The organism is Serratia sp. PL7 (genome assembly GCF_945957435.1).
The window spans coordinates 100,251-126,029 of sequence record NZ_CAMFLB010000002.1; the positions used below are offsets into that span (position 1 = coordinate 100,251).

Genomic DNA, 25,779 nt, shown 5'->3' on the forward strand with positions numbered 1-25,779 from the left:
TATAGCAATTCATTACCCAAGCGCTCATGACAAATAATCGACCATTCACATTGATTTTCTATGAACCTATGCTACCCATTAAGTAGTCATAATGAAATAATTTCAAAATATTGCCAATCATTTCTTTTGTGAATATATAGAGCGAAGCCCAGTGGCTCCATACTGGCCTCAGCCCCGATACTTTATTTTTTTTCTGAGGGATCGGCCATGATAAAAAGCATCATGTTGTTTCACTTTTTTCCACTGCCTGACTGTTTTCTTATCCAAACCTTAACCATTTATTTTAACCGCGCTCTGCGGCTTCATGCGGCCCATCAATATCGCATTTTTTACATTCCGGCTGTGATTTAAACAATCCATTGATTTCAGTCAACAATGCCTTGCCATCACTCTGTTGTTATTGGGAAACCGAAGCTTTAAATCAAAGGGACTTATGAACGCTATCGCTTGCAAGGCAGTGCTGTTTGACCTGGACGGTACCTTGGTGGACTCAGGAGCCTGTATAGAGAAATTGTGGTCTGAATGGGCAACCCGGCATCATCTGGATGTGGACTACGTTCTGGCAAATATTCACGGGCGTACTATCGAGGAAACGCTGCGGATCGTCTCTCCTTACTTTGACAACCCACAGTGCGTTGATGAAGTCAAAACGCTCGCCATCGAGGCTCTCAGTCAGGTTAGTGCCATTAGCGGTGCCGTTGAGCTGGTGCGCCAGTTGCCGCCACAATGCTGGGCAATTGTCACCTCCGGCGCCAAGAAAGTGTCGATGCAAAGCATGATCAGCGCAGGCATCCCACGGCCCCACATGATGATCACTTCGGAAGATATCGTGCACGGCAAACCCCATCCAGAACCCTATCTGATGGCGGCAGCCGGATTTGGCCTGCCGGTGCAGAAATGCGTGATTTTTGAAGATGCGATTTCTGGCGTGAACTCCGCCCTTGCCGCCGGTGGGCAAGTGATCGTCATCGGTAACGGCGTGCCGATTTCTTCCCCGCAAATCAAGGCCACCGTGGCCGACTTGAGTAGCTTTAAAGCCGAGTTGATCGACGACATCATCCATTTATCCTGGTGACTACAACACGCTGGCGGGCACATTTGCTGTGCCCGCTAATAATCACTCCATTAACTTCTTTTTAACCTCCCCGTGATGCGTTATGCTCAAAAATCCGACGTAGTGATTTTTGAAACGGGATTTCTGTTATGTCTGCCTATTTACCGTACTCCAGCCGGAGCCGTCCATGAGTTGGTTCTCGCGCGCTAGCGCGCTTCCTCTGCTGGTTGCCGGGGCATTCTTTATGGAAAACCTGGACGCTACGGTGATCGTCACCGCGATGCCGCAAATGGCGACAGCCTTTGGTGTACAGCCGGTAGATATGAACATCGGGGTTTCGGCCTATATTCTTACCCTGACGGTGTTTATCCCCGCCAGCGGTTGGATCGCCAACCGCTTTGGTGCCCGCAATATTTTCACCGCCGCCATCGTTATCTTTACCCTGGCCTCGGTGCTATGCGCCCTCAGTACCACCTTGCCACAGTTTACTGCGGCTCGTATCCTGCAAGGCTTTGGCGGCGCTTTGATGGTGCCAGTGGGCCGCCTGGTGGTGCTGCGTAATACCGCCAAACCCGATCTGATCAACGCCATTGCCACTATCACCTGGCCAGGATTAGCCGCCCCGGTCCTGGGGCCACCGGTTGGCGGTTTTATCACCACCTACGCTTCCTGGCACTGGATTTTTATCCTCAACGTGCCGCTTGGCCTGTTGGCACTGTTCTTCGCCTGGCGCTTGATCCCTCATGAGCCCGCGCAGAAAGGCGTTTCCTTTGATGGATTGGGTTTTGTGCTCACCGGAGTCGCCTGCTTTGGGCTGATGTTTGGGCTGGATCTGATCAACAGTCCGCAACTCTCGTGGCTAGTGCCTCTGTCATGTCTGGCCGCTAGCCTGGCGCTGGGAAGCCTGGCGATACGTCACGCCAAACGCCACGCCTATCCCTTGATAGATCTCTGGGCGATGCGGGTAAAAAGTTACGCTGTCACTATTAAGGGCGGCACTCTGTTCCGCATTGCTATCGGTGCCGTGCCGTTTCTGCTGCCCCTACTGTTTCAAATCGGCTTTGGGCTGAATGCCTTCGATGCGGGGTTGTTGGTGCTGGCGGTGTTTGCCGGTAATCTGGTAATGAAGCCGTTCACCTCAGCAATCCTCTACCGGTTCCGTTTTCGTACCACGCTGGTAGTCAACGGCTTACTTAATGCCGCTACCATTTTTGCCTGCGCGCTGCTAACCCCGCAGACCCCTACCTGGTTGATCCTGACGCTGCTGTTTGTCAGTGGCTTGACACGTTCGATGCAGTTCACCGCGCTGAATACGCTGGCGTTTTCCGAAGTGCCGCAACCCCGCATGAGCGGAGCTAATACCCTGTTCAATATGGCCCAGCAGATGGGCAGCGGCCTGGGTATCGCCATCGGTGCGCTGGCGCTGCGGTTGGCGGAAATGCTGATGCCGCAGCAACAGGGCGCGGTGCCGCTGGCCGACTTCCAGTTGGCCTTTATTGTAATTGGCGTGATCGCCCTGGTGGCGGTGCTGGATAGCTTTACGCTGGGCGCAAAGGCGGGCAATGAAATCCGCCAGAGGAAAAGTGCCCCTACGTCTGAAAAATCTATGGCAACCAAAGTAAGGAGTTAAACGATGCAATACCGTCAACTTGGCCGGTCCGGCCTTAAAGTTTCGGCTCTAAGTTTAGGCACCATGACCTTTGGAGGACAAGGCAAGTTCGCCAAAACCGGCGCGACAGACGTTAACGAGGCGCGCAATCAAATCGCCATGTGTATTGATGCGGGGATCAACCTGTTCGATACCGCCGACGTCTATTCCGCAGGCCAATCGGAGGAGATCCTCGGCCAGGCATTGGGCAGTAAACGCCACGAAGTGCTGGTCGCCAGTAAGGCCCGTTTCCCTATGGGCAGTGGCCCGAACGATGCCGGGTTATCACGCCACCACCTGATCCGCGCCTGCGAAGCCAGCCTGAAACGCCTGAATACCGACTATCTCGATCTCTATCAGTTGCACGAGTGGGACGGCATCACCCCAGTGGACGAAACGCTGCGGGCGCTGGAGGATCTGGTGAGCAGCGGCAAGGTGCGTTACACCGGTTTGTCAAACTTCTCCGGTTGGCACCTGATGAAACACCTGGGCAGCGCGGAACGGTTGGGATTGGTGCGCCCGGTCAGCCAACAAATCCATTACAGCCTGCAGGCGCGCGAAGCGGAATATGAACTGCTACCTGTTGCTCAGGATCAGGGGCTTGGAGTGTTGGTCTGGAGCCCATTGGCCGGTGGCCTGCTCTCGGGCAAATACCGCCGTAATCAACCCACACCGGAAGGCACGCGCCATCTGGCCAACTGGGGTGAGCCGCCGGTGCGTGATCAAGACGCGCTGTTTGATATTGTTGAGGTGCTGGTGGATATCGCTCATTCCCGCGGTATCTCTGCGGCACAAATCGCGCTGGCCTGGCTGTTGGCTCGCCCAACGATCACTTCGGTGGTCATCGGTGCCCGCAACGCAGAGCAGCTCAAAGATAACCTGCACGCGGCCAACCTGATCCTCAACGAAGAAGAGCTGCAGCGCTTGGAAGAAGTGAGCCGTCCGCCGCTGATTTATCCCTACTGGCACCAAGCCTCAACCGCGCCGGATCGTCTCTCTGCGGCCGACCTTTTGCTCCTTGCCCCTCACCTGGTAAAAAAATAAGTCGCATCTGCCGCTAATCAACGTAATATCGATGATCCGCCCCGTTTTAACGGGAGCGGATTTTTGCCGTTTTAGGCCTGAAAAGCGAGGTAATAATAATGATGCACAGTGACCTTACTCAGTGCCGTGTGGATACCGATCGGTTGTTGATTGCCCCCTTTACCGCAGCAGACGCCGACGATGTTTACCAGGCGATCACCCCTACGCTAACGCGTTTTATGACCTTTGAACCAGAAGAGTCTCCCGAGGCATTTGCCAACGTCTGGGAAGGCTGGTTACCGTTGATCCGTGAAGGTGAAGAAGTCATCTTTGTGGCACGACTGCGTGACAGCAAGCAGTTCGTTGGCATGGGTGGCGTGCATAATCTGCACCAGCAAAAACCGGAACTCGGGATCTGGGTGAAAGAGAGCCTGCACGGTAACGGCTATGGCCGCGAAATCGTCCATGCCATGGCGAAGTGGGCCAGCGAGCGCTACCACCCACCGTACTTCATCTACCCCGTCGCCGAGCAGAACACGCCAAGCCGCCGCATTGCCGAATCACTGGGTGGCACCGTGCAAGGCCGCCGCGAGAATATCAAATACGACTGTGTGGTTTACCACGTGCCGGCCATCACCGGTTAAAATTGCAGGGTTAACGCAACCGCGTTAGAGTGGATGCAGGCTAAAAACAGTTAAGGAACAGCAGCATGATTATTTTTGTCACGGGCGCTACCTCCGGTTTTGGTGAAGCAATTGCCCGCAAGTTTATCGGTGAAGGCCATCAGGTGATTGCCACTGGCCGTCGTGTAGAGCGCCTGGAAGCGCTGCAGACAGAACTCGGTGAAGCACTGCATATCGTGCGTTTGGATGTCCGCAACCGTGCGGCGATCCAGCAGGCCATCGAAGAGTTACCCGCTGCGCTGCGCAACGTCGATGTACTGGTGAATAACGCCGGTCTGGCGTTGGGCCTGGAACCTGCGCACAAAGCCAATGCGGACGATTGGGAAACCATGATCGATACCAACACCAAAGGGTTGGTCAATATGACCCGCGCGCTACTGCCAGCCATGGTGGAACGTAACGTTGGCCATGTGATCAACATCGGCTCCACCGCCGCCAACTGGCCTTATGCCGGTGGTAACGTTTACGGCGCTACCAAGGCCTTCGTTAAACAGTTTAGCCTGGGTCTACGCGCCGATCTGCACGGCACTCATATTCGCGTTACCGATATTGAGCCTGGCATGGTTGGCGGCACCGAGTTCTCCAACGTGCGTTTCAAAGGGGATGACGGCAAGGTAGATAAAACCTATCAAGGGGTAGATGCCCTGACGCCGGGTGATGTTGCCGAAGCGGTATTCTGGGTGGCAACGCTGCCTGCCCGCGTCAATATCAATACTTTGGAAATGATGCCGGTCAGCCAGTCCTTTGCCGGGCTGAGCATTCATCGCGGTTAACAGTCCTACTCTGTGGCAGGGCACCCGCCCTGCTATTTCAACTCACGCCGTGCGCCAACCGGAAACGATAATCAACATCCCCAGCAGTGCCACCCCGGCCCCCAACCAATCCATAGTCGACAACTTCACACCATCAACCACTCGCAGCCAAAGCAGGGCCGTTGCTACATAGACGCCTCCATAGGCAGCATAGACTCTCCCACTGGCCGCAGGATGCAGCGTCAACAACCAGACAAACAGCATCAGGCTGAGGGCCGCAGGCAGCAACAGCCAGACGCTGGCGTTTTTCTTTAGCCACAGATACGGCAAGAAACAGCCAATGATTTCGGCCAATGCCGTGGCAAAAAACAGTAAAGTGGTTTTTAACATTGCTGCTCTTTCTCTCAGTAAATTAAACGAACTTGGCTACAGGCTGGTGCAATATAACAGCACAGTGATATATTTAACCCATGCTACAGCCAGTGTTGCTGGTGGATGCAACACTCACTTATAAGGATGAAACGATGAAATTACCTTCCCTTCCGCGCCTGATGTTACCGGTTGCCCTGTTATTGCTGGCCGGTGCCTGGCAAGCTCCTGCATTGGCAGCCACTTGCACCCAGGGCAGCACCTGCGTCACGGTTGACGGCAGCGGCGGCGCGGCCATGAGCAATGAACAGGCTCGCCAAAGCAAAGAGCAGTGGAACGAAACCAAATCGCTGCGCAGCAAGGTCAACACCCGTGTCGAGAAAGAGTTTGACAAGGTTGACCGTGCTATTGATGACGAAGATCGTTGTGATAACAGCTACAACGTCAATGCCTATTGGGAACCGTCAACCCGTAAGTGTCTGGATCGCACCACTGGACGCCCAGTCACGCAGTAATAGCGAGTAAGGGTAAACTATTCAACCAGATGCTGCTATCCTGACAAAGAACATTCGTCTCAAATAAGGATCCAATGATGAAAAAAGCGCTCGTAGTAGGTGTCCTGCTGTTAGCCACCGCGCCGCTGGCTGCTTTTGCCTCATGTGAGAGCATAAAGGCGGATATTGCCCAGAAGATTGTCAATAACGGCGTGCCGGAATCCGGCTTTAAGCTGGAGATCGTACCTAACGATCAGGCTAACCTTGCCGGTGGACTGGTGGTTGGCCATTGTGGCCAAGATACGCAGAAAATCGTCTATACCCGCCTGAATAACGGCGACGACAGCGGTGACGCGGCGCAAACTGGCACCAGCCAGGATACCAAAGCCTCGCAGTAACCGGCTCCAGGGCGCAGTTCGTTACTGCGCCCCTCTTCCTTGTTACGCCTGTTTAACCTCTTCACCTTCGCCCTGTGGCCGATGACGCGCCGGGATCAGCATAGCCGCGCCCAAGGCAAACAGCGATATCAACGCCGAGACCAGGAATACCCAATGCATTGAGGCTGCGACATGCCCGGTGAGATCCGCCAGCGCCTCTGGCCGCATGGTGTTGCGTACTTCTGGCTCCATCAACTGCTGTACTGGATCAACCGTTTGTGGCAGACGCAGATGCAGGTTGATATTCAACGTAGCCCCCAGAATCGCGGTGCCAATGGCCGATCCGACCATCCTGGTGAATACTGTGCAGGCGGTTGCGATGCCACGAATGCTGTAATGTGCCGCATTCTGTACCGAGACCAGAAAAGTGGTATTGCACAACCCCATACCAACCCCGATGATAAACGCAGCAACCCGCCCCCACAGCAAACCACCGGAAGGCTGTAACAGCAGCAGGATAAAGCCGCCGGCCGACAACAGCAACGCGCCAAGCAGTGCCGTGGTGCGATAAGAAGTCAGCAACATCAAACGCCCGCTCAGCATACTGGCCAGCGGCCAGCCAATCGACATCAAGGCCAACGTAGTACCGGCTTCCAGCGGAGTTCCGCCCTTCACGCCCTGAATGAAGGTCGGCAAGAAGGCGCTAATACCCATCATGGCAGCACCGATCACCACGCCGCCAATATTGCCCGCCACAATCACGCGGTTTTGCCACAGGGCCAGCGGGAACAGCGGTTCAGGAGTAAGGCGCTCCTGACGAATTAACAACTTCAGCGCCACTAACGCCAACGCCAGCAACGGTATTACCCACCATCCCAGCATTTCCGCCTGCAAGAGTGACAGCAGTAAGGCGGCGACAAAGATCGTCAGCCAAGCCGTTCCCGCCAGATCCAACGCATGTTTGCGCCCCTGTTTAAGGTCTGGCAGGTAACGCCCCAGGAAATACATCGCCAGCAGGCCAATGGGCAGGTTAACCCAAAATACCAGTGCCCAAGACGTGTGTTGCACGATAAACGCCCCCAGTAACGGACCAAGAATGGCCGAAACACCCCAGACGCTAGAGATATACCCCATCACTTTTGGCCGTTCGGTGGCGCTGTAAATATCACCGATCACGGTGGTGGCAATCGGCATGATCGCCCCGGCCCCCAGCCCTTGCAACAGGCGGAAGGCAATCAGCCAATACATATTCGATGAGAAACCGCACAGGATCGACCCCAACAGGAACAGCGTGGCGCCAAAGAAAAAGACCGGTTTCCGGCCGTATAAATCCGCCAACCGTCCGTAGATCGGGATAGTAATGGCCTGTGCCAGCAAATAGACCGAAAACACCCAGCCTAGCAACGAAAAACCACCCAGGTCGCCAATAATCGTCGGCATCGCGGTGGCGACAATGGTCGCTTCGATGGCAGACATGAACATCGCCAGCATGCAGGCAAACAGGATCAATGGCCGATGAGCTACTTGGACTGTGCTCGAAGAAGTGTTAGTGGTCATCAGTTTATCATGTGTCCCTATATCTTTTATTTTCCCGCAGTATAACAGCCGGGGGACGCTGTAGTTTGTCAGGGGGATGTTGTGCACCAAAAAACCGCAACAACGCACCAATTGAACACATTGTGACGGTATCATCCATAAATAAACACCCTATTGAATAATAAGGTATTTCTTAGAAGCAACCTGAAAGTCAAGCCACGCCTGCTTTATCGTTAAAACCTATCCGAACGATAGTGCAAACCAATGATAGTGATTGATTTTAATCAAGTTGCCAACCGCCCCAGGTCGTGACAATCTGACTTGCCCATTTTATTACCTCTTTATATGTAGGGCTATTTGGAAATCAACTCATTGGAGCGAGAACATGATTAAAAAAATCATTCTGGGATGTGCCGTTACCGCCGTCGTCGGCTATTTGGGGACCGTCGGTTATGTCTACCATTACGATCAACAGCGAAACCCCGTGGTTGCTGGCAATCAAATCGATACCCTGTTAACCCGCAACGGCTGCGACTATTGCCACTCCAACTCGGCTCAACTTCCCTTCTATGCTGAGTTGCCGATCGCCAAACAAATTATGGCGCAGGATATCCTCCGTGGAAATCAGCATTTCAACCTAGATGCGACCCGCTCCGCTCTGCAACAAAAAACCGCGGTGCCTGAGGTCGATCTGGCCAAGCTGGAAGCCGTGCTGCAAAACCAGGAGATGCCACCTCCACTGTATAAGATGGTCCACTGGTCCGGAAACGTCAGTGCCGGCGATCGCAATGAACTACTGAGCTGGGTCCGTCAACAGCGCGAGCAGTTCTACACTTTGCCGGATACGCCAGCTGAACTGCGTGGTGCCGCCTTACAGCCGGTGCCTGCCTCGCTACCTACCGATCCGCAGAAAGTGGCACTGGGCTTCCGCCTGTTCCACGATCCGCGCCTGTCGAAAGATAACAGCATCTCATGTGCCCACTGCCATAAGCTGGGCGAAGGTGGCGTGGATGGCCGCGTCTCATCTTTGGGGGTTGGCGATCAGGTGGGGCCAATCAACGCCCCGACGGTGTTTAATGCGGCCTTCAATATGGCGCAATTCTGGGATGGCCGAGCGGCAGATTTACAGGCTCAGGCCGGTGGCCCGCCAATGAACCCGATCGAGATGGCCTCTGAGTCCTGGGATGAAATCATCGCTAAACTGGATCAGGACGCCTTGCTGAAGGCCGATTTCCGGCGCGTCTATGCTAACGGCTTCACCGGCGAAAACATTACCGACGCCATTGCCGAGTTCGAAAAGACATTGATCACGCCAGATAGCCCGTTTGATCGCTATCTTAAGGGCGATAGCAATGCCCTGACGGCGCAACAAAAACACGGCTACCAGTTGTTCCAGCAAAACAAATGCGGCACCTGCCATACTGGGGTCAACCTTGGCGGCCAATCGTATGAGGTGATGGGGCTGAAAGCGGATTACTTTGCCGCTCGCGGTAACCTCACCGAGGCCGACCTTGGCCGTTACAACGTCACTAAAAATGATGGCGATCGTCACCGCTTCAAAACCCCGACGTTACGTAACATCGCCCAAACCGCCCCTTACTTCCATGACGGCAGCGTGACTTCGCTACATCAGGCGGTCAAGGATATGCTGACCTATCAGGTCGGCGTTACCCTGCCGGACAACGATATCAAGGATCTGGTCGCGCTGCTGGAAAGCATGAGCGGTAACTATCAGCCTGCCACGCCTCCGGCCGGTTAATACTTTAGCCACAACGCCAGGGTTCTGATAAAGATTCGCTGGTTTTCAGGTGGGTAGACAAGCACAATGCCCACCTGAACCTCTTATTCTTCATCATCTGCCAACACATGAATCAACTGGTCCCTCAGCATCACTATCGCGCCCTGCTGCGCCATCTGTTGATTGCCATCCTACTCGGCATTTGTGCTGCGCTGGCCGTATGGTTATTTCACCGCGCCATGCTCGGGCTTGAATGGCTGTTGCTGGATCACGATGAAGGCAGTTTGGTGGCCGCTGCTGCTGCACTGCCCGGATGGCGGAGAGCGTTAACGCCCGCGTTAGGTGGATTGGCCGCTGGCTTTTTGTTGTGGATTTACCAACGTTACCAGCATCAAAAACCCATCGCCCCAACGGATTATATGGAAGCGATTGAAGCCGGTGACGGACGATTGGCCGTTAACGCCAGCCTGATAAAATGCCTGGCCTCACTGTTGGTGGTTTCCAGCGGTAGTGCCATTGGCCGCGAGGGGGCGATGATCCTGCTGGGGGCATTGGTGGGTTCGGTATTTGCCCAGCGCTTTACCCCGGCGAAAGAATGGAAATTGTGGGTGGCTTGCGCTGCCGCAGCCGGGATGGCTAGCGCCTATCATGCCCCGTTGGCGGGTAGCCTGTTTATCGCGGAAATCCTGTTTGGTTCACTGATGCTGGCCTCGCTTGGCCCAGTAGTGATCGCCGCCGTGAGTGCGCTGCTAATGACCAATCTGCTGAACGGTGGCCAGGCCCCGCTCTATATCGTGGAGCCGCTTGCTGCCCCCTGGCCGGTGCAGTATCTGTTAATGGCTTTAGTGGGCATACTGGCTGGAGTTTGTGGCCCGCTGTTTCTGTGGGCGATGGCAGCCAGCGGCCGAGCATTTCGCTCGCTCAACCTCATACCGCCATTACAGCTGGCGCTTGGCGGGCTGATCGTCGGGTTGCTTTCCTTGTTGTATCCCGAAGTCTGGGGAAATGGCTATAGCGTGGTGCAATCTTTACTCTCGGCCCCACCGGGGATACTGCTGGTCAGTGCGATCCTGATTTGCAAACTGTTAGCCCTGTTGGCCAGCAGTGGCTCAGGTGCACCTGGTGGCGTGTTTACGCCGACATTATTCGTGGGGGCTGCATTGGGCTCGGTAGTGGGCCAGATGCTTGGTCTATGGCCAGAGTTGGGTATTGCAGTGCCCATTCTGCTAGCACTGACTGGTATGGCGACATTGCTGGCTGCCACCACTCATGCGCCAATTATGGCGGCATTAATGGTGTTTGAGATGACCGGGGAATATACCCTGCTGCCAGGCATTCTGTTGGCTTGCGTTATCGCCACCACCATTGCTCGCGGGCTACGCCCACTGTCGGTTTATCACAACACGTAGCGGTCAACCAACTGCGAAACATCCAGATACTGTGCCAACTCACGTTGTTCCGCACGCGGCAGATAAGGGATCTCACCCAGCAACGGAGCCGGAATACGCTGCTGCATCGCATCAATAGTTTCTGCGTAGTGCGCTAAACCGGGGTTGATACGATTAGCCACCCAGCCCAGCAATGGTAAGCCATCGTTAATAATTGCCTGTGCGGTCAATAGCGCATGGCTGACACAGCCCAGTTTGATCCCGACCACCAGGATAACCGGCAGTTGTTCCTGTACCACCCATTCGGCATAAGGACGGAGATCGTTCATCAATACCCGCCAGCCGCCGCTGCCCTCTACCACGACTGTATCTGCCTTGGCGGCGAGATGGTGCAAACCACGGCTCATCAGCCCGTAATCAATATCCTGGGTCGCATGAGCATGAAACACCTCATCCAGACAGGTGATCGGATTGATTTCGTCATAGGACAGCGGCACAGAGGAAGAGGCCTGTAAAACTAAAGCGTCTCTATTGCGGATGCCTTCACTGGTTTCCTGGCAGCGAGCCGCAATGGGCTTATAACCCGCCACTGAACGACCTTGCGCAGCGAAAGCCTGCAATAAACCGCGAGAAACCACAGTCTTGCCTACGTCGGTATCCGTGCCTGTAACAAATAAACGCTTTAACATGAATAGATTGCCTTGAAATGCCTCGTTAACCTAAAAAATCGCCGTAAATCACGGCGAGAGTCGTCCTACGGCAAAAGTCTAGGGGATGCAACTCAACGGGGGCTTGAGGTAGCTCAATCTTTTGGCGGTAAAGAATAAGAAACTCTGATAAGGGGCATCAAAGCCAATGGAACGAAAACGTACCTCCTGTCCCCAACACCCCGCATGAGTTGACGCAACACAGGTGCATAAATCAACGGATGGTCAGGTCTGGAGGGTTGTCTATCTGGGATTTTGATCAAGATGAGGGGGAGCTTAATGTCCGCGTCAGCGGACAGCTCATTTTCAATACCTCTGAACATATTGTTGCTGCGGCGCTCGCAGGACACGGGATTACTTTTTTGCCAGAAGAAGAATTTGGAGCACATATTAAAGACGGTAATCTGGTTCGTGTGCTGGAGCAATGGTGCAAACCCTTCCCTGGCTACTACCTGTATTATCCCAGTCGCAAACAGCCTTCTCCTGCGTTCTCGTTGGTCCTTGAAGCTCTTAGGATCGGCCAAAAACGCATCCCGCCAAGGTGACGCTGGAAGTGTAGCTTTTGGATCCAATTCCCGGGCAGTTTACGCCACAGCGTGAAAGACGACAGCTAAATCAACCTTGTAGCAACTTCACCAACAAAGAGCCGTTATACATGGCTTCTTTCACCAGTGCAGCACCCGGCATGGTGCCTTGGTTGAAGAATTGGGTGGATTCAACTTGCACATGTTCGCTGTACGCAGGCAAGGATTGCTGACGGATGCAGGAAGCAATCGCCGGATGCAGAATTTCTGCGGCACGGTTCAACGGTGAACCCACCAGGATTTTTTCCGGGTTGAACAGGTTGACCATGATCGCCACGATGCGCCCGACGCTGTGTCCGACGCCAAGAATAATATCTTTGGCTAACTGATCGCCAGCCAAAGCCGCATCGCACAGTGATTCCACGGTCAATGGTGCGCCATGCAGCATGGAAGACATCGAGCCTCCCAGACGTTGCTGGGCAATTTCCAGCATGTTTTCAATGCTGGCGACCGTTTCCAGGCAACCGTGGTTGCCGCAATAGCAGCGCTTACCGTAAGGATCGACCTGTGTGTGACCGATCTCCACCACGCTGCTGCTGCCCGCATGCAGTACGCGTCCGTTAGTAATCACCCCTGCGCCGACGTTATGATCGATAACGACCTGAATGACGTTATGGCTACCACGGGATGCGCCATACAGCGCTTCTGCCATCGTCCAGGCGCAGATATCATGCTGAACATAAACCGGTAGGCCCGTCAGTGCTTCTAACGCTGGCCCCAATGCCATTTCATTGACGTCATAAAACGGCATGCGGTGAACAATACCCGCAGCGGTATCAATCATGCCAGGCAGCGTGATGGCAATGGCGGTTAAACGCTCGAGTTTGCTTTGGTGGCGGATAAAGAACTGGTCTACTTCGCTGACAATGCGCTGTAATAACGGCTCGGCATGTTCGGCTTTTAACGGCAGCAGTTCTTCAACCACCATCTTGCTGCTGAGATCGCGCAGCGCCAAGGTAATGGTGCCACGGCTGATACGTGCAGAGAGGTAATGCCAGGCTTCGGTGTCCAGCACCAGGCCAACGGCCGGTCGGCCACGGCTGCCCACTTCCTGATATTCGGTTTCTTTAACCAGATGCGCTTCGAGCAGTTCACGCACTATCTTGGTGATACTGGCAGGTGCCAGCTGTGCCCGCTTGGATAATTCGATGCGCGAAATCGGCCCCAGCCGATCTATCAGCCGGTAAACTGCCCCTGCATTGGTTTGCTTGATCTGATCAATATGCCCAGGCTGCCCATCAGCAATCACACACCCGCTCCTACTATTTTTCGCGCTTCTAAATAAAGATTAGAGGCTATGGTGGGGCTTTTGGAATACAGCGTCAACTATTTGATTCGTTATGTGATTAACAGCACAAATTCACCGAGCTTTCCGTCAAAAACGCCTCTTATTTACACAGCTTTGGGCTTGAGCATCAGCGCCATTAACGCCTTGGCCGCTGCCGTTAACGGCCTGCTACGATGGTGCACCAACCAGACCTCGGTCATCGCCTCCGGCTCGGCCAAAGGGAGATAGGTCACCCCATCGATCTTCACTCTGCCAAATGACATCGGCAAAATGGAAATCCCTAACCCGGCAGCGACCAGACCGATAATAGTCATCGCTTCCCCCACTTCTTGCGTGATGTAAGGGGCGATACCAGCATTGGCCAGCAAAGCCAGAATTTCGTCGTACAGCGCAGTGCCCACTTCACGGGAAAAGAACACGAAGGGTTCCTGGGCCAAATCGCTGAAACGCAGCGTGCCTGGAGCCTTAAGGGTTAACGGGTGACCATTCGGCACCACGGCAAGCAAGGGCTCGCGTAATAACAGCTGATGTTGCAGCGCATCCGGCAGGCGGGTATTGCGCATCACGCCCAGATCCAGTTCTCCGTTGAGCAGCGGCTCAAGCTGTTGCTTGGTGTTCACCTCGCGCATTTTGATATGCACATCCGGTGATAACTGGCGAAAGGCCCGCAAGCTACGGGAAACCACGCTGATAAAAGGAGCCGAGGAGGTAAAGCCAATCGTCAGCTCACCCAGTTCGCCACGCTCCAGGCGGGCTGCCTTCTCTGCAGCCCGGTTGACCTGGGCAAGCACCTGATAGGCTTCTTTCAAGAACATCTCACCCGCCTGGGTCAGGCTGACGTTACGGTTATTGCGCGCCAGCAAACGCGCACCCACCATATCCTCCAGTGCTTGGATCTGTTGGCTTAGGGGCGGCTGGGAAATCCGTAGCCGCTCCGCCGCCCGGCCAAAATGCAGCTCTTCGGCGACGGCGACAAAGTAACGCAAATGTCTGAGCTCGATATTCATACTTTAAACATCTTAATTAGGATGATTAATATATTAGACAAAAAACTGGCCGCTCCCTATGATTTTGTGACTCAAGACGTATTTTTTATCTCCCGAACCCGGTAAGGAACCGCTGTGACAACCGCTTCGCGTTCTGCGGCCAGTATGCCAAAAACGCTGCCTGCCCCTGACAGTGCCCCAACAACCAAACGCACCACGTTGAATAAACTCCCCTACATCGAACGCGGTACACCGCAGTTTATGCGCGTGACCTTGGCGCTGTTCTCTGCAGGGCTGGCTACCTTTGCGTTGCTGTACTGTGTGCAACCGATCTTGCCGGTGCTTTCGCAAGATTTTGGCATCTCCCCAGCCGAGAGCAGCCTTTCCCTCTCCTTTTCCACTGGGCTGTTGGCCATCGGTCTGATGTTTACCGGCCCGCTGTCCGATGCTATCGGCCGCAAGTCGGTGATGGTGGTGGCCCTGCTGTTGGCGGCGATCTGTACTCTGATCTGTGCCTTTATGACCAGTTGGCACGGCATCTTGCTGATGCGGGCGCTGATTGGGCTTTCGCTGAGCGGGGTTGCGGCAGTCGGTATGACCTACCTGAGCGAAGAGATCCACCCCAGCTTCGTGGCCTTTTCTATGGGCCTCTATATCAGCGGCAACTCGATCGGTGGGATGAGTGGCCGCCTGGTAACCGGGGTGCTCACCGATTTCTTTTCCTGGCGGATCTCGCTGGCGGTGATTGGGGTGTTTGCCCTGGCAGCAGCCTGCATGTTCTGGCGCATTCTGCCAGCGTCCAAGCACTTCCGCGCCAGTTCATTGCGGCCTAGGACGTTGCTGATTAACTTTAAGCTGCATTGGCACGACAAGGGGCTGCCGCTGCTGTTTGCCGAAGGTTTCCTGCTGATGGGCAGCTTTGTGACGATGTTCAACTACATTGGCTACCGCCTGCTGAGCGATCCTTATCATCTTAGCCAGGCCATTGTGGGCCTGTTGTCAGTGGTGTATCTCACCGGTTCATACAGTTCACCCAAAGCGGGTGCCCTGACCTCCAAATTTGGCCGCGGCCCGGTGCTGCTGGCGTCCATTATCATTATGCTGATCGGAATACTGATCACCGCCCTGGCCCCTGTCACAGTGATCTTTATTGGCATGATGCTGTTCACCGCCGGTTTCTTTGCCGCCCACTCGGTTGCCAGCAGTTGGATTGGCCGCCGCGCACGCCGCGCCAAAGGCCAGGCTTCTTCGCTCTATCTGTTCTGTTATTACGTTGGTTCCAGCGTTGCCGGGACGTTGGGCGGCGTGTTCTGGCATAACTTTGGCTGGAGCGGCGTAGTCGCTTTTATCAGCGTGATGCTGTTGCTGGCCCTGCTGGTTGGCCATTACCTGAAGAAATTGCCGGAAGCTGCGCGTAGCTAGCCTCCAGACCCCTTCCGCTCTGGGAGGGGTCACATTACCTCCCTGCTTAGCTTGGTTCACTCGTGGTTAATGATGATGATGTGGCCGAAGTTGCCACCTTGGTTACACTGCCCTACAATGGATGTTGTAACTAAAGTGCGAGGTGATGATGGATAAGTACAGCCTGATCGGCAGAATGAATGCGCGTTTTAGCGAGCTGGAACAGGCGCTGGCGCAACTCCACCAGCAAATCCAGCCGTTGAGGTTGCTGGCAGCAAGGGTGTTCAGCCTGCCAGAAATTGAAAAAGGTAAGGAGCATACCGCTATCGAACAGATCAGCGTTGAGCAGCATGTAGGCCAGGCTGCACGTGACCTTGCCCTGGAACACTACCAACGGCTGTTTATCCACCACAACCGCCAGCATATCAGCAGCAAGGCGGCGGTAAGATTACCCGGTGTCATTTGCCTTGAGACCGAAAGAGCCGAGTATCTGGCGCTACGACAGCAGATCGCCCTAATCAACCGGCTTAAGGCAGAACTGGAACATATCATTACCGTGGAATCTGGCCTGGCACCTGAGCAACGCTTTGAGTTTGTGCATACCCACCTGCATGGTTTGATCACCCTCAGCGCCTATCGCTCCATTACCCTGCTCACCAACCCGGACTCGGTGCGTTTTGGCTGGGCCAACAAGCACATCATCAAGAAGGTGAAGCGCGATGATATCTTGGTGCAGCTGGAGAAAAGCCTGAAAGCCGGGCGCGCCGTTCCGCCCTTCAACCGCGAACAATGGGCGGAACTGGTCAGCCGTGAAATAGATGACGTCAGCCGCCTGCCGCAGAACGCGACGCTAAAAATAAAACGGCCAGTGAAAGTGCAACCCATAGCGCGCGTATGGTATCAACCGCAGCAAAAGCAGGTGCAACACCCCTGCCCGCTACCGCTGATAGCCTTGTGCCAACCAGAGATGGGTACACAGGTGCCAAAGATCGGTGAACTGCTCAATTACGACGTGGCAGCGGTAAAACACAAATATAAGCCGGAGGCTAAACCCTTGCGCCTGCTGGTAAAACGCCTGCATCTGTATACCGATATTGAGGGATAATTAACGGACGTAAATCGGTTTATCAGGGTATTGGGTTGAACGGGCACAGCATGTGTGCCCCTGCACGTCAAATCGAGCTGCGAAAGTAATTACTCGTCGTTAAGCTTGTAAACACGCAGCCGATGACCATCGGGATCGGCGGCAACAAAGGTGTAGCCGAAGTCCAGCTCGACCGGAGATTGCACAATAGTTAATCCTTTATCCCGCCACTGTTGATAGAGCGCATCGACCTGTTGCGGTTGTTCGCACATAAAACAGATCTCTGTACCGCCACCGGTCGCCGTTGCAGCAGGCTCTACGGTATGTTTTGACCACATGCCCAGCTTGAAACCATTACTCAAGATAAATAAGGCAAAGGTGGGAGACTGCTCGACAGGTTCGGCTCCCAACAACTGGCGATAAAATTCGGCGCTTTTTGCTGGGCTATCGACATAAATCATGGTCATGCTTGGGGTAGTCATTACGTTATCCTCTGGATGGGAACCGGCTGGCTCCTGATAACGTCACTCTAGTGCACCCTACTGTCAGTTTATGGCAGTAGGGTCATTGGGCAATGCCCTCACTTTCCCGCCACAGCTTCATCAATGCCCGGCGGCCACGCGGGTAACGTAGCTCCAACAGCGTTAAGCGGCCAATACGGTCAAGGCGGAAATGGCGTATCGAGCCACGCAATTCGCACCAGGCCATCAGGATCTGCACCTGTTCAAAGTAGCCCATGGCAAACGGCCACAAGATACGCTCGCTGCCATTACCGGCATAATCCCGATACTCCACCTTGATTTTACGCTCTAAACGGATGGCTTCACGGATCGTCACCAGGGTCTCATCCGCCACATAGGCAGTAGGCACCGGGCCGATCAGCAGCGTATTGGCATCCAGCTCTTCACGCAGTTCCGCAGGCAACACGGCGGCAATTTTTGCCAACGCATTGGTCGCCGCCCCGGCAAGTTGGCTATCACCCCGGCGTTCCACCCAGCGCATCCCCAGAACCAGCGCCTCGATCTCAGTTTGCGAGAACATCAGCGGCGGCAGCATAAATCCCGGCCGTAATACATAACCGATCCCCACTTCACCAACAATATCCGCCCCCTGCTGCTGCAAGGTGGCGATATCACGGTATAACGTGCGCATGCTGATCCCAAGTTCTTCGGCCAGGGAATGCCCGGCGACCGGGTAACGATGGCGGCGCAGGATCTGCATCAGATCGAGCAGGCGTTGAGTGCGGGACATGGGTTACTCTCGTTGCAGCAGTTGTTGAATAAAGTCGGCAAAGGCACGGGCCTTGGCCGAGATGAAGTGCCCACTGGGAAACACCGCCCACAGCGCCAACGGTGGTAACTGCCATTGCGGCAAGACGGCAACCACCTTGCCCTCACGCAATTCACTACGAAACAGCCCTTCACAGGCTACCGTCGCACCAAAACCAGCCACCACCATTTCACGTAAGCATTCGGTAGCACTCACGCGCACCCGGCCCTGCAATCGGACCTGTTGCTGTTGTTGTTCATGGGTGAACAGCCACTCCTCAGCGCCACCAGCACGGTGATGGATCACCATATCATGCTGTAGCAATTCCCGTGGCATTTGGGGCATCCCTGCTCCGGCAAAATACGCCGGGGCCCCGATAACGCGTTGCGTTGCTGAACCCAATTTGCGGGCGGTAAAAGCAGAGTCGGGTAAATCACCAACACGCAAAGCGATATCGATCCCCTCGGCGATCAATCCCAGCTCGCCCTCATCAAGCAGCAGATCCATTGCCAACTCCGGGTTGTCGTGTAGAAACTGGCTCAAGTCCGGCAGTTCAATCAGGCGGGAAAACACTGCAGACGAAGCGACCCGCAGCCGACCGGTTAATACCTCGGCCACGCCTGACACGGCCGATTCGGTTTCCGCGACCTCATGCAAGATATGCTTGGCCCGCAGATAGAGCTGTTGCCCAGCTTCCGTCGGCCTTAAACCGTGAGTAGAGCGGAGTAGCAAGCGTGTATTCAGCTGTTGTTCCAACCGGACAATCGCCTTGGATACCGCCGGTTGACCAACGTTAAGCCGCCGGGCCGCAACGGAAAACGATCCCGCCTCAAACACGCTGATATAGGTAGCATAGTCGCCTAGCTTGTCCATCCTGCCATTCCCCGTTGGAATAACCATTAGTGATCACCGCACTCTACCCCCATACAACGACAATAGGCAAACTGGTTGCTGTCCATTCGTTATCTTAAGGAACAACATGAAACTTCAGGATCAGCTCGACGCATTCAAGGCCGCTTTTGAAGCAGGCCAACTGCCCTTCAAGCTTGCGCCCTCGGATCATGAACTCTTGCGTCAGGGTATCGACGAGCTTATCAGTACAGAAATGGCCAACAACGCCTTGTCGGTCGGTGATCGCGCCCCTGAGTTTACTTTGCCGGATACCCAGGGTAACCCAGTCTCTTCCCAGCAATTGCTGGCACAAGGGCCGCTGGTCGTCAGTTTCTATCGGGGAGGATGGTGCCCATACTGCAATATCGACCTCCAGGCACTGCAGGCCGTTCTGCCCGAGTTGCGTGACCGTGCCAACCTGGTGGCCATCTCGCCACAGTTGCCGGTTAACGGCCAGCAAATGCAGCAAGCGCATGGCTTAACGTTTCCTTTACTGACGGATAGCGGCAATAGCCTGGCAGCACAGTTTGGTTTACGTTTCTCGTTGACGGATGAACTTGTCGAGCTGTACATCAACAGCTTGGGTATCGACCTGACCAAGCTTAACGACGAAAGTGGTTGGACATTGCCGATGCCTGCCCGCTTCGTTATCGCGCCTGGCGGTGACATCATTTATGCAGAAGTTAACCCGGATTATACCCAGCGTGCGGATCCGTGGGCGTTGGTTTCATTGCTGAAGGGGTGAGCCGCATTGCCAGGCGCTATCACAGCGCCTGGCCTTTGGCGTTATTTCCTCATGCTGCCGACCATCTCCTCTGGCCGCACCCATTCGTCAAACTGCTGCTCGGTCAGATAGCCCAACTTCAGCGCCGAGGCTTTCAGCGTCAATCCTTCCTTGTGGGCCTTTTTGGCGATTTCCGCCGCCTTGTCATAACCGATATGGGTATTCAAGGCGGTAACCAACATCAGCGACTCGTTAAGCAACTGGCCGATGCGTTCGCGGTTTGGTTCAATCCCCACCGCACAGTGCTCATTGAAGCCGCTCATCCCATCTGCCAGCAAACGAATAGATTGCAGATAGTTGTGAATAACCATCGGGCGGAATACGTTCAGCTCAAAGTTACCGGACGCGCCGCCAATATTCACCGCCACGTCGTTGCCCATCACCTGCGCACAGAGCATGGTCATGGCTTCACACTGCGTTGGGTTGACCTTCCCCGGCATGATTGAGCTGCCCGGCTCGTTTTCTGGGATAGAAATTTCACCGATGCCGCAGCGTGGGCCAGAGGCCAGCCAGCGCACATCGTTGGCGATCTTCATCAACGAGGCGGCCAATCCCTTCAAGGCACCGTGGCCATGTACCAGCGCATCGCAGGTTGCCAGGGCTTCAAACTTGTTCGGCGCGGTGACAAAAGGCTGCCCGGTCAGTTCTGCCAGCGCCTTCGCCACACGCACCGCGTATTCGGGATGAGTATTCAGCCCGGTCCCCACCGCCGTCCCCCCCAAGGCCAACTCACTGAGATGTGGGATGCTGGCTTCGATATGTTTGAGGTTATATTCCAACATCGCCGCCCAGCCGGAGATTTCCTGGCCTAGCGTCAGCGGTGTAGCATCTTGCAGATGGGTGCGGCCGATTTTAACGATATCGTGGAAAGCTTCCGCCTTGGCATGCAGCGTGCGGTGCAGCGCCTTCAGCTCAGGGATCAGATGCTCACGTACCGCGATCACCGCTGCCACATGCATTGCGGTAGGGAAAACGTCGTTGGAACTCTGGCTTTTGTTGACGTCGTCGTTGGGATGCACTCGCCGCGCTTCACCGCGTTCGCCCCCCAGCAACTCGCTGGCACGGTTGGCCAGCACTTCGTTCATGTTCATGTTGGTCTGGGTGCCGGAACCGGTTTGCCAGATCGACAATGGGAATTCATTGGGGTGCCTATCCGCCAGCACTTCATCGGCAGCCTGGATAATCGCCTTGCCCCGCTCTGCTGGCAGCAACCCCAGATCCATATTGACGCTGGCTGCCGCACGCTTGGTCATCGCCAACGCATGGATCAGCGCCGGGGGCATTTTTTCTGACGAGATACGGAAATGTTCCAACGAACGCTGAGTCTGCGCGCCCCATAGTTGGTCGGCGGGTACTTCGATGGGGCCCATTGAGTCTTTTTCAATCCGAACGCCTGCCATCACTGTCTCCTTAGCACAATTCCTAAAATGAAGGGGAAATGCCAACGAGTGACAACCCGTTGGCGAGCCACCTCAGTATAGACAGATAATAACTATTCGCATTAACGTCCAGAGCAAAGAGCATTTTTAGCCATCTTGGCTTGCATGCGCCTGCGCCACATTGTTTACTTAGCGCAATTTTCTTGAGAAAGCAGGGATACGATCATGCAAAAAATGACAAATGCCATCCAAAACTACGCCTGGGGCAGCGTTGATGCGTTAACCAAGCTGTATGGCATTGCCAACCCGACAGGCAAGCCAATGGCCGAACTGTGGATGGGTGCCCACCCTAAAAGCAGCTCACAGGTCGCCGATCAGGCGGGGAACCTGCGCTCTCTGCGTGAGGTGATTGATACCGACCAGCCGAAACAGCTGGGTACCGAAGTGGCGCAACGCTTTGGTGAACTGCCGTTCCTGTTTAAGGTGCTGTGTGCCGACCAACCCCTCTCCATCCAGGTCCACCCGAGCAAGAGTGCCGCAGAGGTGGGCTTTGCCAAAGAAAATGCCGCCGGTATTCCGTTTGATGCCGCTGAGCGCAACTATAAGGATCCGAATCACAAGCCGGAGCTGGTGTTTGCCCTGACGCCGTTCCTGGCAATGAATGGCTTCCGCGAACTGGACGATATCGTTGCGCTGTTACAACCGCTTTCCGGCGCACATCACGATATCGCCGCTTTCCTGCAACAGCCGGATACTGCCCACCTGGCGACCCTGTTTGCCAGCCTGCTGGGGATGAGCGGTGAGCAAAAAACGCTGGCGCTTGGCGTGTTGAAAGCCGCCTTGAACAACCAGCAGGGTGAGCCTTGGGACACCATCCGCTTTATCGCGCGTTTCTATGCCGACGATAGCGGCCTGTTCTCTCCGCTGCTGTTGAACGTAGTCAAACTGGCACCGGGTGAAGCCATGTTCCTGTATGCCGAGACCCCACATGCCTATCTGAACGGCGTCGCGCTGGAGGTGATGGCAAACTCGGATAACGTGCTGCGCGCAGGTCTGACGCCAAAATTCATCGATATTCCTGAACTGTTGGCCAATCTGCAGTTCCGCCCACAACCAGCGTCGGGCCTGTTGACTCAGCCAGAGCAACGTGGCAAAGAACTGTTCTTCCCGATCCCCGTTGAGGACTTTGCCTTCTCGTTACACGATCTCGATGCCACACCGCAGCCACTGGCGCAAAACAGTGCGGCGATTGTATTCTGCGTAGAAGGTGAAGCAACACTGGAGAAACAGGGCCAACAGGTCATCTTGCAGCCAGGTGAATCCTGCTTTATTGCCGCCTTTGAATCCCCGGTTAACGTCACCGGGAGTGGCCGTATCGCCCGCGTTTATAATCAGTTGTCCTAATTGACGGTAAAATATAGGTAAATAAGTTGCTAAGATGATTAGTTTACCTACACAATAAAACGCCTACGGGCGTTTTTTCGCAGGCCCAATTGGTCGCCCTGCCCTCTACCGGCTTAACAAAGGAATAACAGAACTATGAAAAAATCGTTAGTCGCTGTCAGCGTCATTGTGGTGCTCGGCGCAGCATGGACTGGAGCCTCTTGGTACACCGGCAAGCTTATCGAGCAACGGATGGGGGAAATGGTAGACACAGCCAATAGCCAGTTGAAAACCATACTGCCTAAGGCTGGGGTCAAGATGAGCTATGAAAACTACCAACGCGGGATTTTCAGCAGCCAAGCCCGTTTTGTGCTGCGTGCCGATGGTAGCATCACCACCGACGATGCCCTGCTGAAGTCCGGCGAAGAAGTGGCCTTCATTGAAACCGTCGATCACGGCCCATTCCCGCTGGCCCAGTTGAAAAAATTCAACCTGATCCCAAGCATGGCTTCGGTACATACCGAGCTGGAAAACACGCCAAAAGTCAAAACCCTGTTTGAAATCACCAAAGGTAAGTCGCTGTTCAGCGCCGATTCACGCATTGCCTACAGCGGCGATGTTGCCAGTTCCATCGATGTGATCCCGGTGGAATACCAGAAAGATAAGTCCTCACTGAAATTCAGCGGTGCAAAAATTGACGCGGATGTCGGCAAGGACATGCAAAAAGCTATCCTGGACGCCAGCAGTGACAGCCTGGTGATCAGTGGCCCGAACCAGTCCGGCCAGAACGAACAGATGACGATGCAAGGGCTGACGCTCAAAAGCAACACCCATCTGGGCCAGTACGGTCTGAGCTTGGGTGAGCAAGCGCTGGGCATGAAGCAACTGACCGTGGCTGTCGACGGTAAAGACGCCATGACGATGGAAGGCTTCAACCTGGCCAGCCAGTTCGGCGAGAAAGGCAACAGCCTCGCAGGCCAGCTGGATTACACCATGGCGGCGTTGAAAATTCAGGGTACCGATTTTGGTGCGGGAAAACTGCTGCTGAAAATCGACAACCTGGACGGTAAAGGGCTGAAAGAGTTTGCCGATCGTTACAATCAGCAGGCCATGGCCTTGCTGCAGCAGGCCGAAACGTTGTCGCCAGAAGCCTACCAGCAGCAAACGGCTGAGATGCTGGTGCAAAACCTGCCACTGTTGCTGAAAGGCAACCCAACCATCAGCATCGCACCGCTGAGCTGGAAAAACACCAAGGGTGAAAGCGCCTTTACCCTTAACCTCGACCTGCTGGATCCCGCACAGGCTGGCGCTGCTGCCGAATCTCCGGATCAGCAGCTTGCCCGTTCGGTCAAGAAAATCGACGCGCAGTTGACTATTCCGGTAGCTATGGCGCAGGAAACCATGGCTCAGGCGGCACAGCTGCAAGGTGCCAGTGCGCAACAAGCACAGCAGCAGGCCGAACAGCAGGTGAAAAGCCTGGCAGCGATGGGCGAGATGTTCAAGATCACCACGCTGAAAGATAACGTGATTGGCAGCAGCTTCAAGTATGCCGATAATCAGATTGAGCTGAACGGCAGCAAAATGTCGCTGCAGGAGTTCGTGGGTATGTTCGGGATGCTGGGCGGCGGTTCCGCACCAGAAGAAGATAGTGCTCCAGAGCCCGATCAGCAGGATGCCACTCCGGCACCAGAGCAACCCACTCTGCAAGGGCAATAAAAACCTTCTGGGGTCAGGTGATATCTGGCCCCTTTTTTATTAACCATAAACCGCATCGCGGATCTGCACGGGATATAAACCGTTCATTCCCTCAATCGCAGTGTTGGTCAATGCCACCACGCTCAACTCTGCGACCGGATCGTAAAACCAGCTGTGCCCATACACGCCGCCCCACTGCATAGTGCCATTATTCTGTGGCGTTGCTGCCAATGCGGCATCCACCAGCACCGCGCCACCAAAACCAAAGCCCCAACCCGGCCCCTGAATTTCTTCCTGTGCTCCGACATGGGATTGACGCATCAATGCGGCGGTTTCTGGCTGCAAAACTCCGTCGCCACCATTACGCAGCGTCTCCACCAGGCGCAACACATCATCAGCATCACCAACCATCCCCGCACCAGCCGAAGGATAAGCGTGGCGGTCAAGCGCTCGCGAAGGCGAAAACTCCACGTCAAAACCAAACTCCTCAGGAAGCCTCAGCAGAAAACCGTCATACATCGCTGCCGGTTGCGGTTCAGCGTTGTAATATGCCGTTGCCAGCTTATCGGCGTTCAACGTATAAAAACCGGTATTCCCCAGCCCTAGCGGTTGGCCAATCCAACGCTCGAATAGCTGTGGCAAAGGCATACCAGCCACCTGCTCTAGTACCGCACCCAATACGTCAATTGCCAATGAGTAACTGAATTCGCTACCCGGCTCTGCCTGCAACGGCGCCTGCGCCAGCCGATGGAGATTTTGCTCCAGCGTTAACGAGGATATCTCCATGCCGTCGTGGATCCCCAACCGCTGGTAGATCCCGCCTTCTGGCTGCTTGAACCGGTAATCCAACCCGGCAGTGTGGGTTAACAGGTGGCGAATAGCGATCGCTGGCCGTCGTCCATCCGGCAACGCCGGAGTAAACCACGGTAGCCAACGGCTAACGGCATCATCCAGACTTAGCAGTTGCTGCTCTATCATGCGCATCGCTGCCAGCGTGATGTAGGGTTTAGAGACCGAAGATAGCCGGAATTGGCTATTACACTGCATGAGTTTCCGCTGCTCGCGATCGGCATAGCCGCTGGCACCTGCGTAAATCACCGTCCCCTGTTGAGCCACCAGCACCACGCTACCCACGATCCGCCCTTCGGCGATCGCCTGCTGATTGACTGCCTCTATCCGTTGTGTCAATGCCTGAGCCATAACTGTGATCCTCTTAAGGTAATCAGGCCAGTCTACGGTTTTGATCATTAAATTAAATAGGCTAAA

At 54.8% G+C, this 25,779-nt stretch carries 24 protein-coding genes and 1 pseudogene; 15 read left to right on the forward strand and 10 right to left on the reverse strand.

Translation table 11 applies throughout. The features are described 5' to 3' along the window. The first annotated feature begins 433 nt into the window (after window positions 1-433). The 5 genes from N6G83_RS14875 to ydfG all read left to right on the forward strand — a co-directional run bounded on the left by N6G83_RS14875 (window position 434) and on the right by ydfG (window position 5,181). A complete protein-coding gene (locus N6G83_RS14875) occupies window positions 434-1,075 on the forward strand; it encodes an HAD-IA family hydrolase (RefSeq protein ID WP_024530491.1) in 642 nt (213 codons plus the stop codon). A 166-nt stretch (window positions 1,076-1,241) separates the two neighbouring features. Further along, complete coding sequence (locus N6G83_RS14880) at window positions 1,242-2,684, forward strand: MFS transporter (RefSeq protein WP_211136381.1); 1,443 nt, start codon at window positions 1,242-1,244, stop codon at window positions 2,682-2,684. A gap of 3 nt (window positions 2,685-2,687) precedes the next feature. Next, entirely contained in the window at window positions 2,688-3,746 is a 1,059-nt protein-coding gene (locus N6G83_RS14885) for an aldo/keto reductase (RefSeq protein WP_024530493.1), read from the forward strand. A 98-nt stretch (window positions 3,747-3,844) separates the two neighbouring features. Beyond that, the gene (locus N6G83_RS14890; protein WP_024530494.1) at window positions 3,845-4,369 is read left to right on the forward strand and encodes a GNAT family N-acetyltransferase; all 525 of its coding nucleotides are present in this window, start codon (window positions 3,845-3,847) and stop codon (window positions 4,367-4,369) included. A 65-nt stretch (window positions 4,370-4,434) separates the two neighbouring features. After that, window positions 4,435-5,181, forward strand: coding sequence for a bifunctional NADP-dependent 3-hydroxy acid dehydrogenase/3-hydroxypropionate dehydrogenase YdfG (ydfG, locus tag N6G83_RS14895; protein ID WP_211136380.1), 747 nt, complete (start codon window positions 4,435-4,437; stop codon window positions 5,179-5,181). Window positions 5,182-5,223: 42 nt separating this feature from the next. Here the strand turns inward: ydfG and N6G83_RS14900 are convergent, their stop codons facing one another. Continuing rightward, the gene (locus N6G83_RS14900) at window positions 5,224-5,550 is read right to left on the reverse strand and encodes a YnfA family protein (RefSeq protein WP_024530496.1); all 327 of its coding nucleotides are present in this window, start codon (window positions 5,548-5,550) and stop codon (window positions 5,224-5,226) included. A 134-nt stretch (window positions 5,551-5,684) separates the two neighbouring features. Between N6G83_RS14900 and N6G83_RS14905 the strand changes: the two genes are divergently transcribed. Both N6G83_RS14905 and N6G83_RS14910 read left to right on the forward strand, forming a co-directional pair. Continuing rightward, window positions 5,685-6,044, forward strand: a complete 360-nt coding sequence (locus N6G83_RS14905; RefSeq protein WP_024530497.1) for a DUF1283 family protein — start codon at window positions 5,685-5,687, stop codon at window positions 6,042-6,044. A 77-nt stretch (window positions 6,045-6,121) separates the two neighbouring features. After that, the gene (locus N6G83_RS14910; protein ID WP_024530498.1) at window positions 6,122-6,421 is read left to right on the forward strand and encodes a DUF1161 domain-containing protein; all 300 of its coding nucleotides are present in this window, start codon (window positions 6,122-6,124) and stop codon (window positions 6,419-6,421) included. A 42-nt stretch (window positions 6,422-6,463) separates the two neighbouring features. Here the strand turns inward: N6G83_RS14910 and N6G83_RS14915 are convergent, their stop codons facing one another. Then, the gene (locus tag N6G83_RS14915; RefSeq protein WP_024530499.1) at window positions 6,464-7,957 is read right to left on the reverse strand and encodes an MDR family MFS transporter; all 1,494 of its coding nucleotides are present in this window, start codon (window positions 7,955-7,957) and stop codon (window positions 6,464-6,466) included. Between the two features lie 367 nt (window positions 7,958-8,324). On the opposite strand from N6G83_RS14915, the gene N6G83_RS14920 reads away from it, so the two are divergent. Both N6G83_RS14920 and clcB read left to right on the forward strand, forming a co-directional pair. After that, a complete protein-coding gene (locus N6G83_RS14920; RefSeq protein WP_409529718.1) occupies window positions 8,325-9,695 on the forward strand; it encodes a cytochrome c peroxidase in 1,371 nt (456 codons plus the stop codon). A gap of 107 nt (window positions 9,696-9,802) precedes the next feature. Next, window positions 9,803-11,083, forward strand: coding sequence for a voltage-gated ClC-type chloride channel ClcB (clcB, locus tag N6G83_RS14925; protein WP_260523986.1), 1,281 nt, complete (start codon window positions 9,803-9,805; stop codon window positions 11,081-11,083). Here the strand turns inward: clcB and bioD are convergent. Further along, window positions 11,071-11,751, reverse strand: coding sequence for a dethiobiotin synthase (gene bioD, locus N6G83_RS14930; RefSeq protein WP_024530502.1), 681 nt, complete (start codon window positions 11,749-11,751; stop codon window positions 11,071-11,073). The two genes, clcB and bioD, sit on opposite strands and share 13 nt — an antisense overlap. A gap of 185 nt (window positions 11,752-11,936) precedes the next feature. Between bioD and N6G83_RS14935 the strand changes: the two are divergent. After that, window positions 11,937-12,314 (forward strand): annotated as a pseudogene (locus tag N6G83_RS14935) (LysR substrate-binding domain-containing protein); the annotation flags it as partial. 70 nt (window positions 12,315-12,384) lie between these two features. On the opposite strand, the gene N6G83_RS14940 reads toward N6G83_RS14935, so the two are convergent. Both N6G83_RS14940 and N6G83_RS14945 read right to left on the reverse strand, forming a co-directional pair. After that, window positions 12,385-13,602 carry an ROK family transcriptional regulator gene (locus N6G83_RS14940; protein WP_024530504.1) on the reverse strand — a complete coding sequence of 406 codons (1,218 nt, stop codon included), beginning with the start codon at window positions 13,600-13,602 and terminating at the stop codon, window positions 12,385-12,387. A 143-nt stretch (window positions 13,603-13,745) separates the two neighbouring features. After that, window positions 13,746-14,648, reverse strand: a complete 903-nt coding sequence (locus N6G83_RS14945) for a LysR family transcriptional regulator (protein WP_199063097.1) — start codon at window positions 14,646-14,648, stop codon at window positions 13,746-13,748. Between the two features lie 144 nt (window positions 14,649-14,792). Between N6G83_RS14945 and N6G83_RS14950 the strand changes: the two genes are divergently transcribed. Together N6G83_RS14950 and tus are read left to right on the forward strand one after the other, a co-directional pair. Continuing rightward, complete coding sequence (locus N6G83_RS14950) at window positions 14,793-16,049, forward strand: MFS transporter (RefSeq protein WP_178380943.1); 1,257 nt, start codon at window positions 14,793-14,795, stop codon at window positions 16,047-16,049. 148 nt (window positions 16,050-16,197) lie between these two features. Then, window positions 16,198-17,133: a DNA replication terminus site-binding protein gene (tus, locus tag N6G83_RS14955; RefSeq protein WP_211136864.1), complete on the forward strand. Its 936-nt coding sequence runs from the start codon at window positions 16,198-16,200 to the stop codon at window positions 17,131-17,133. Window positions 17,134-17,222: 89 nt separating this feature from the next. Here tus and N6G83_RS14960 read toward each other — a convergent pair whose 3' ends face one another. The 3 genes from N6G83_RS14960 to N6G83_RS14970 form a co-directional block, all read right to left on the reverse strand. Beyond that, window positions 17,223-17,594, reverse strand: a complete 372-nt coding sequence (locus N6G83_RS14960; RefSeq protein ID WP_024530508.1) for a VOC family protein — start codon at window positions 17,592-17,594, stop codon at window positions 17,223-17,225. An 82-nt stretch (window positions 17,595-17,676) separates the two neighbouring features. Next, the gene (locus tag N6G83_RS14965) at window positions 17,677-18,363 is read right to left on the reverse strand and encodes a helix-turn-helix transcriptional regulator (RefSeq protein WP_024530509.1); all 687 of its coding nucleotides are present in this window, start codon (window positions 18,361-18,363) and stop codon (window positions 17,677-17,679) included. Between the two features lie 3 nt (window positions 18,364-18,366). After that, window positions 18,367-19,254: a LysR family transcriptional regulator gene (locus N6G83_RS14970; protein WP_211136861.1), complete on the reverse strand. Its 888-nt coding sequence runs from the start codon at window positions 19,252-19,254 to the stop codon at window positions 18,367-18,369. A gap of 106 nt (window positions 19,255-19,360) precedes the next feature. Between N6G83_RS14970 and N6G83_RS14975 the strand changes: the two genes are divergently transcribed. Further along, the gene (locus N6G83_RS14975) at window positions 19,361-20,017 is read left to right on the forward strand and encodes a peroxiredoxin-like family protein (RefSeq protein WP_211136860.1); all 657 of its coding nucleotides are present in this window, start codon (window positions 19,361-19,363) and stop codon (window positions 20,015-20,017) included. Between the two features lie 41 nt (window positions 20,018-20,058). Here N6G83_RS14975 and fumC read toward each other — a convergent pair whose 3' ends face one another. Next, the gene (gene fumC, locus N6G83_RS14980; RefSeq protein ID WP_024530512.1) at window positions 20,059-21,456 is read right to left on the reverse strand and encodes a class II fumarate hydratase; all 1,398 of its coding nucleotides are present in this window, start codon (window positions 21,454-21,456) and stop codon (window positions 20,059-20,061) included. A 204-nt stretch (window positions 21,457-21,660) separates the two neighbouring features. Here fumC and manA point away from each other — a divergent pair, with 204 nt between their 5' ends. Both manA and N6G83_RS14990 read left to right on the forward strand, forming a co-directional pair. Next, window positions 21,661-22,839, forward strand: a complete 1,179-nt coding sequence (gene manA / locus N6G83_RS14985; protein ID WP_098931206.1) for a mannose-6-phosphate isomerase — start codon at window positions 21,661-21,663, stop codon at window positions 22,837-22,839. A gap of 135 nt (window positions 22,840-22,974) precedes the next feature. Next, window positions 22,975-24,534, forward strand: a complete 1,560-nt coding sequence (locus N6G83_RS14990; protein WP_211136859.1) for a YdgA family protein — start codon at window positions 22,975-22,977, stop codon at window positions 24,532-24,534. Window positions 24,535-24,573: 39 nt separating this feature from the next. Here the strand turns inward: N6G83_RS14990 and N6G83_RS14995 are convergent, their stop codons facing one another. Then, window positions 24,574-25,713 carry a serine hydrolase domain-containing protein gene (locus N6G83_RS14995; RefSeq protein ID WP_409529715.1) on the reverse strand — a complete coding sequence of 380 codons (1,140 nt, stop codon included), beginning with the start codon at window positions 25,711-25,713 and terminating at the stop codon, window positions 24,574-24,576. Window positions 25,714-25,779 lie beyond the last annotated feature (66 nt).